Below are 6,070 nucleotides of genomic sequence, written 5' to 3' on the forward strand. Positions count from 1 at the left end.
GGCCATGGACGTCTGGCTGGAGGGGAAGAAGGTCCGGTTGGATCCACAGCGCGCGCTGGGCAAGGGCGGCGAGGCGGATGTGTATGACCTGGGCGATGGCCGCGCCCTCAAGGTCTTCAAGCGGCCCGAGCACCCGGACTACCTGGGCCTCGTGCCCGAGCAGGCCGCCGCGAAGGCGCGGCTCGCGGAGCACCAGCGGAAGCTGCGCGCGTTCCCCACGGGCCTGCCGGCGCGCGTGGTGACGCCGCAGGCCCTGGCCACGGACAAGAAGGGCGTGGAGGTGCTGGGCTATGCGATGCGCAAGCTGGACGGCGTGGAGCCGCTGCGCCGCTGGAGCGAGCCGGCGTTCCGGCGCGCGGGGGGCAAGGCCGCGGACGCGGTGACGGTGCTGGCGGGGCTGCACCGCGTGCTGGGGGCGGTGCACGCGGGCGGCGTGGTGGTGGGGGACTTCAACGACCTGAACGTGCTGACGGTGGGCACGGACGCGTACCTCATCGACGCGGACAGCTTCCAGTTCGGGCCCTTCCTCTGCCCGGTGTTCACGGAGAAGTTCCTGGACCCGCTGCGGCTGGACGCGGGCGCGCAGGCGCTGACGCCCGCTCGGCCTGCGACGGTGGAGAGTGATTGGTATGCCTTCGCCGTCACCGTGATGCAGTCGCTGCTGTGCGTGGGCCGCAGGGCGGCATCCACAAGCCGAAGGCGCAGGGGGCCCGGCTGAACGCGGTGGGGCGGCTGCTCCAGCGTGTCACCGTGTTCCACCCGGACGTGCAGTACCCGAAGCCCGCGCTGCCCCGGGCCTCGCTGCCGGATGAAGTGCTGCACCTGTTCCACCAGGTGTTCGTGGAGGACCGGCGCGGCGCGTTCCCGTTGCCCGTGCTGGAGGGGCTTCGCTTCTCGGTGTGCGCGTCGTGCGGCCTGGAGCATGCGCGGGCCTCGTGCCCCACGTGTCAGCCGAACGCGACGGTGGCGGCCACGCCGGTGTCGGCGGTGCGCGGGCAGGTGACGGCGAAGCGGAAGTTCACGACGCGCGGCGTGCTGGTGCATGCGAGCGCGGAGGACGGGACGGTGCGCTTCGTCTACCACGCGGACGGCGCGTACCGCCGCGAGGACGGCCGCACGGTGATGCAGGGCGCGCTGGATCCGTCGCTGCGCTGGGCGGTGCAGGGGGACGTCTCGCTGCTGGGGCAGGGCGGGCGCGTGGCGGTGTTCACCCCGGGCCGGAGGCCGGAGTTCCTGGGCGTGGACGTCTGTGAAAACCGGCCGGTGTTCGCGGCCAATGCCAGCCACCGGTTCTGGGCGGTGGACGGCGGGCTGTGGCGGGACGGGACGTACGGTCCCGAGCGGTGGGGCGACGTGCTGCAAGGACAGACGCGGCTGTTCGTGGGGCCCCGGTTCGGCCTGGGTTCCACCGCGCGGCGGGGCTGAGGGGGGCCTTCCTGTTCAGCGTGGAGCGCAAGGGCTTGAGGGACGGGCTCGCGCTGCCGTGGCCTTCGGGGCAGCTGCTGGACGCGGAGGCCGTGTTCGACGGGGACACGGTGTGGCTGCTGCTCGCGGAGGAGGCCGGCGGCCGCACGGTGCACCACGCGGTGCTGCTGGGGCCGGACGGGGCGGTGCGCGCGAGCGCCCGGGCCGACGCGGGGGACGGCTCGTGGCTGGGGACGCTGCGGGGGAAGTGCGCGGTGGGGGGCGCGCTCTTCTGCGCCACGGACGCGGGGCTGACGCGCGTGGAGCACCGGCTGGGGCGGCTGGAGGCGGTGCGTGAGTTCCCGGACGCGGAGCCGTTCGTGGACGCGGGCCGAGGGCTGCTGCTGTCGCGAGAGGGATTGACGGTGGTGGGGGCTCAGGACCTCACCGTGTTGCGGATGAGCTGAAACACAGACAGGGGGATGGACATGACGAAGGCGAATGCGAAGGAACTGCCGCTGCCCGGGTTCTACAATGCCAACCACGCGGCGGAGTACGGCTACGGCCCGAACGCCGGGAAGCTCCAGCGGGACGCCGGGGCGTGGAAGGCCTCGCAGGGCGTGACGGCGGCGGCCACGGACCGCTTCAACCTGCACCTGCTGCTCATCGACGTGCAGAAGGACTTCTGCTTCCCGGACGGCTCGCTGTACGTGGCGGGGCGGAGTGGCCGGGGCGCCATCGACGACAACCGCCGCATCGCGGAGTTCATCTACCGGAACCTGGGGACGCTGACGAACGTCACCGCGACGCTGGATACGCACTTCGCCTATCAAATCTTCTTCCCGTCGTTCTGGGTGGACCAGGACGACCAGCCGCTCCAGCCGTACCGTGAAGTGACTCGCGAGCAGATTGAACGCGGCCAGGCCCGGCCGAACCCGGCGATGGCGAAGTGGCTGTGCGGCGGCAACTACCCGTGGCTGCTCAAGCAGGTGAAGTTCTACTGCGAGGAGCTGGAGCGCGCGGGCAAGTACACGCTCTACCTGTGGCCGCCGCACTGCCTGCTGGGCAGCGACGGGCACGCGCTGTCGGGGGTGGTGCAGGAGGCGCGGCTGTTCCACTCGTACGCGCGCGGCATGCAGTCGTGGGTGGAGGTGAAGGGCGGCAACCCGCTGACGGAGAACTACTCGGTGATGCGGCCGGAGGTGCTGATGCGGCATGACGGCCAGCCGCTCGCGCAGCGCAACACCCAGTTCCTGAAGACGCTGCTCACGTCGGACGCGGTGGTGATTGGCGGGCAGGCCGCCAGCCACTGCGTGAAGAGCAGCATCGACGACCTGCTGGGGGAGATCGTCGCGCAGGACGCGGCGCTGGCTCGCAAGGTGTACCTGCTGACGGACTGCATGTCGTCGGTGACGGTGCCGGACGGCAAGGGCGGCTTCGCGGCGGACTTCACGCCGCAGGCGGACGCGGCGCTCAAGCGCTTCGCGGACGCGGGCATGCACCTGGTGAAGTCGACGGATCCGCTGGCGAGCTGGCCGGACCTGCACCTGGCGTGACGGCTGGCTTTGGCACTCACACGAAGGGAGACACGGACATGAGCAAGGCGAACGGGACGGGTGTCACGAAGCTCTTCGAGGACGCGTACGCGGAGGGCATCCTCAGCCCCGCGGGGTTGCAGACGCTCACGGTGGTGGACCTGGGAGCGCAGATTCAAGCGGGCCTGGGCATCCACGTGGACGACGTGCAGGCCAGCGAGGTGGTGCTGGTGACGGTGATGCCGGATGACTCCGGGAGCATCTCGCACGCCGGGCACACGAAGACGGTGTGCGACGGGCACAACCTGGTGCTGGATGCGCTGCTGGCGAGCCAGCAGAAGGACGGCGTGCTGTTCCACACGCGCTACCTGAACGGGCACGTGCTCAATCCCTTCCGGCCGCTGGAGGACGTGGTGCGGATGCACTCGGGGAACTACTCGGCGGATATGGGGACGCCGCTGTACGACCAGGCGGTGGTGCTGCTGGGCACGGTGCTGGCGAAGGCGCAGGAGTTCAGCGGCAACGGGGTGCCGGTGCGCACGGTGACGCTGCTGATTACCGACGGCGCGGACGCGGGCTCGCGGAAGGCGCGCGCGAAGGACGTGGCCGCGCTGGTGAAGGACCTGCACCGGGTGGAGAACCACATCGTCGCGGCGATGGGCATTGACGACGGCGTGACGGACTTCCGGCGCGTGTTCCAGGAGATGGGCATCGCGGACCGCTGGATCCTGACGCCGGGACAGAGCGCCCAGGAGATCCGCGCCGCGTTCCAGGTGTTCAGCCAGTCCGCCGTGCGCGTCAGCCAGGGTGCGGCCAGCTTCAGCCGCACGGCGCTGGGAGGCTTCGGGGCCTGAAGCGTGTCTGGAGTCCAGGCGTCATGCCCGGAGGAAGCCGCCGAGCAGTTGGCGGACCTCTTCCGGGCGCTCCTCGGTCACCCAGTGGCCGGTGTCCCGGAGGATGTGGGGTTCGACCTGGGCCGCCACCGCACGCGCCTGTGCGACGAGGGGTTCGCCCATGGACTTGTCACCGCCAATGACCATCACGGGCATGGGGAGCTTGTTCCGGGCCAGCTCCCGGAAGTCCTTCTTGTCCTGCTCCAGCGCCTGGAAGTAGCCCCACGTCGAATGGAGCCGGCCTGGGGCCGCGTAGGCCTCCGTGTACGCCTGCCGCTCCGCTTCGCCGACCGCCTGGGAATTGGCGGCGAAGTCGGTCCAGAAGTGGTCGAAGTAGATGCGCTCACGTCCCTGCACCAGCTTCTCCGCGGTGGGGCCGTTGAAGGTGAAGTGCCACACGGCCAGGCTGCTCATGACCTGGTCGGACCAGGGCTCGATTCCCGGCAGGAACGCGTCCAGGAGGGCCAGGCGTTCGACCTCGTCGGGGAACAGGGCGGCGTAGGCGTAGGCGACCATCAGGCCGATGTCGTGGCCCACGACGGAGACCTTGTCGAAGCCGAGCTTCTTCACCAGTGCGCGCATGTCGCGGGCCATCGTCTCCTTGTCGTAGCCCTGCGCGGGGGCAGCCGAGGCACCGGCGCCTCGCAGGTCCGGGATGAGCACGGTGTGCTGCTTCGCGAGCTCCGGCGCCAGGCGCCACCACATGAGGTGCGTCTGCGTGTAGCCGTGCAGCAGCAGGACGGGGCTGCCCTTGCCTCCGATGACGAAGTGGATCCGCGTGCCGTTGACGTCCTCGTCGCCTTCGCGGAAGCCCTCGGGGAAGAAGGGACGGCCGGCGCTTGGAGCCTTGGCTGAGGGCGTCGTGGGGTTCGGCTGCTGGCGTGTCATCGGCGCCTCCGCGCGAGTGATTGCACGCCTCAGGGTGTGCACGCCCCACGTCCGTGAGGTGCCGGGTCGAGCGGGGAGCCCGGCGCTCGGGCTCCCAGCGCCTCAGGCGTCCTCGGGTGGCTTCAGGCGGGACTGGATGAACTCCAGGTACTTCGCATCCTCGCTGTCGAAGATCTCCTCGCCTCCGCCCATATAGGCGCGAGCCAGCTCGTCGGCCGCGCGGGCTTCGTCTCCCAGCTCCAGGGCGCTCTGGCCGAGCCGCAGGTGGATGAAGGGATTGCCGAGTCCGCCCGGCGAATGGACGGCTTCCACGAAGTGCTTGAAGCAGTCCTCGAAGCGCTCGAGCTGGAAGTACATGTCGCCGATGGCGGCGCGCACCCAGGTGTTCTGCTGATGGTCGCGGGTGGGTTCCGGAATCAAGGCGAGGGCGGCCTTGAAGTGTTTCAAGGCCTGCTCGAAGTCGTCGTCGCCGGCGGACGCGTCTCCCTGGGCGCAGAGGTCGGTGATGCGCTCATGGGTCTCATCCGAAATCGACGTCATCCTGGCTCCGAGGACCGGGGAGGCGCGTGGGGTCCTCGGAACAGTGTAGATGACACGCCGTGGGCACGAAATCGTGGGGACGGGCTGGCTGCTGGTTGCTGCTGTGGGTGTTCTGGGTGGGCTGCGCCAGCGGACCCACGGTGCGGCTGCGCACGGAGGAGAGGACTCGGACGTATGCGCCGGCGACGTGGGACCGGCGGGTGCCGGTCAGCGCGCGGGAGTTCGAGGAGGCGCTGACGCGGCTGGTGCTGGACGTGCCGCTGACGGTGCGGCCGTCGAGGGTGGTGCGCGCGGTGGCGAGGCAGGGCGCGGAGCTGGACCGGGGGCTCGGGTTCATGCTGCGGGACCGGTACGGGCGGTGGTGCCGGGCGCACGAGGCTCCGGGGGATTGTCTGTCGTTGCTGGAGGACGGGGCGGGCTTCGGCGAGCTGGACCGGCTGACGCTCGCGGTGGGCATGTCGCTGGAGCCGTTGCGCGCGAGCATTGGGGACGCACTGGAGGACACGCTGAACCCGGCGTTCTTCGTGTCCGTGGTGTCGGGAGCGATTGCCTCCTGGGTGGTGCTGGCGGCGGCGCCGGAGCCCGTGTTCACCAAGGCCGCGGCGGTAATTGCCGCTGTGTTCCTGGCGTACGTGGGCGTGCAGTCGTTCCTCGCGGTGGTGCGGGCGTGCGGTGCGCTGAAGGCGGCGACGGACAGGGCACAGACGTTCCAGGAGTTGGAGGAGGCGGCGGAAGCCTTCGCGCAGGCCCTGGGGCCGGAGGTGGCGCGCATCTTCGTGCTCGCGGTGACGGTGCTGGTGAGTCACGGCG

Annotated in this window: 4 protein-coding genes and 2 pseudogenes; 4 read left to right on the forward strand and 2 right to left on the reverse strand. The window is 70.4% G+C overall.

Features of this window, described 5'->3' with window-relative positions:
• Positions 1-4: 4 nt before the first annotated feature.
• The 3 genes and pseudogenes from ACLEQD_RS05875 (at position 5) to ACLEQD_RS05885 (ending at position 3,793) form a co-directional block, all read left to right on the forward strand.
• Positions 5-1,871 (forward strand): annotated as a pseudogene (locus ACLEQD_RS05875) (hypothetical protein).
• Between the two features lie 21 nt (positions 1,872-1,892).
• On the forward strand, positions 1,893-2,960 hold the full coding sequence (locus ACLEQD_RS05880; RefSeq protein WP_410382393.1) for a nicotinamidase: 1,068 nt from the start codon (positions 1,893-1,895) through the stop codon (positions 2,958-2,960).
• A 38-nt stretch (positions 2,961-2,998) separates the two neighbouring features.
• Positions 2,999-3,793, forward strand: a complete 795-nt coding sequence (locus tag ACLEQD_RS05885; protein ID WP_410382395.1) for a hypothetical protein — start codon at positions 2,999-3,001, stop codon at positions 3,791-3,793.
• Between the two features lie 21 nt (positions 3,794-3,814).
• Here the strand turns inward: ACLEQD_RS05885 and ACLEQD_RS05890 are convergent, their stop codons facing one another.
• Positions 3,815-4,720, reverse strand: coding sequence for an alpha/beta fold hydrolase (locus tag ACLEQD_RS05890; RefSeq protein WP_410382397.1), 906 nt, complete (start codon positions 4,718-4,720; stop codon positions 3,815-3,817).
• 102 nt (positions 4,721-4,822) lie between these two features.
• Positions 4,823-5,260, reverse strand: a complete 438-nt coding sequence (locus tag ACLEQD_RS05895) for a tetratricopeptide repeat protein (RefSeq protein ID WP_410382398.1) — start codon at positions 5,258-5,260, stop codon at positions 4,823-4,825.
• A 59-nt stretch (positions 5,261-5,319) separates the two neighbouring features.
• On the opposite strand from ACLEQD_RS05895, the pseudogene ACLEQD_RS05900 reads away from it, so the two are divergent.
• A pseudogene (locus tag ACLEQD_RS05900) lies at positions 5,320-6,070 on the forward strand (hypothetical protein); the annotation flags it as partial.

It is taken from the genome of Corallococcus sp. 4LFB (assembly GCF_046520365.1).
Taxonomy (GTDB): domain Bacteria; phylum Myxococcota; class Myxococcia; order Myxococcales; family Myxococcaceae; genus Corallococcus; species Corallococcus caeni.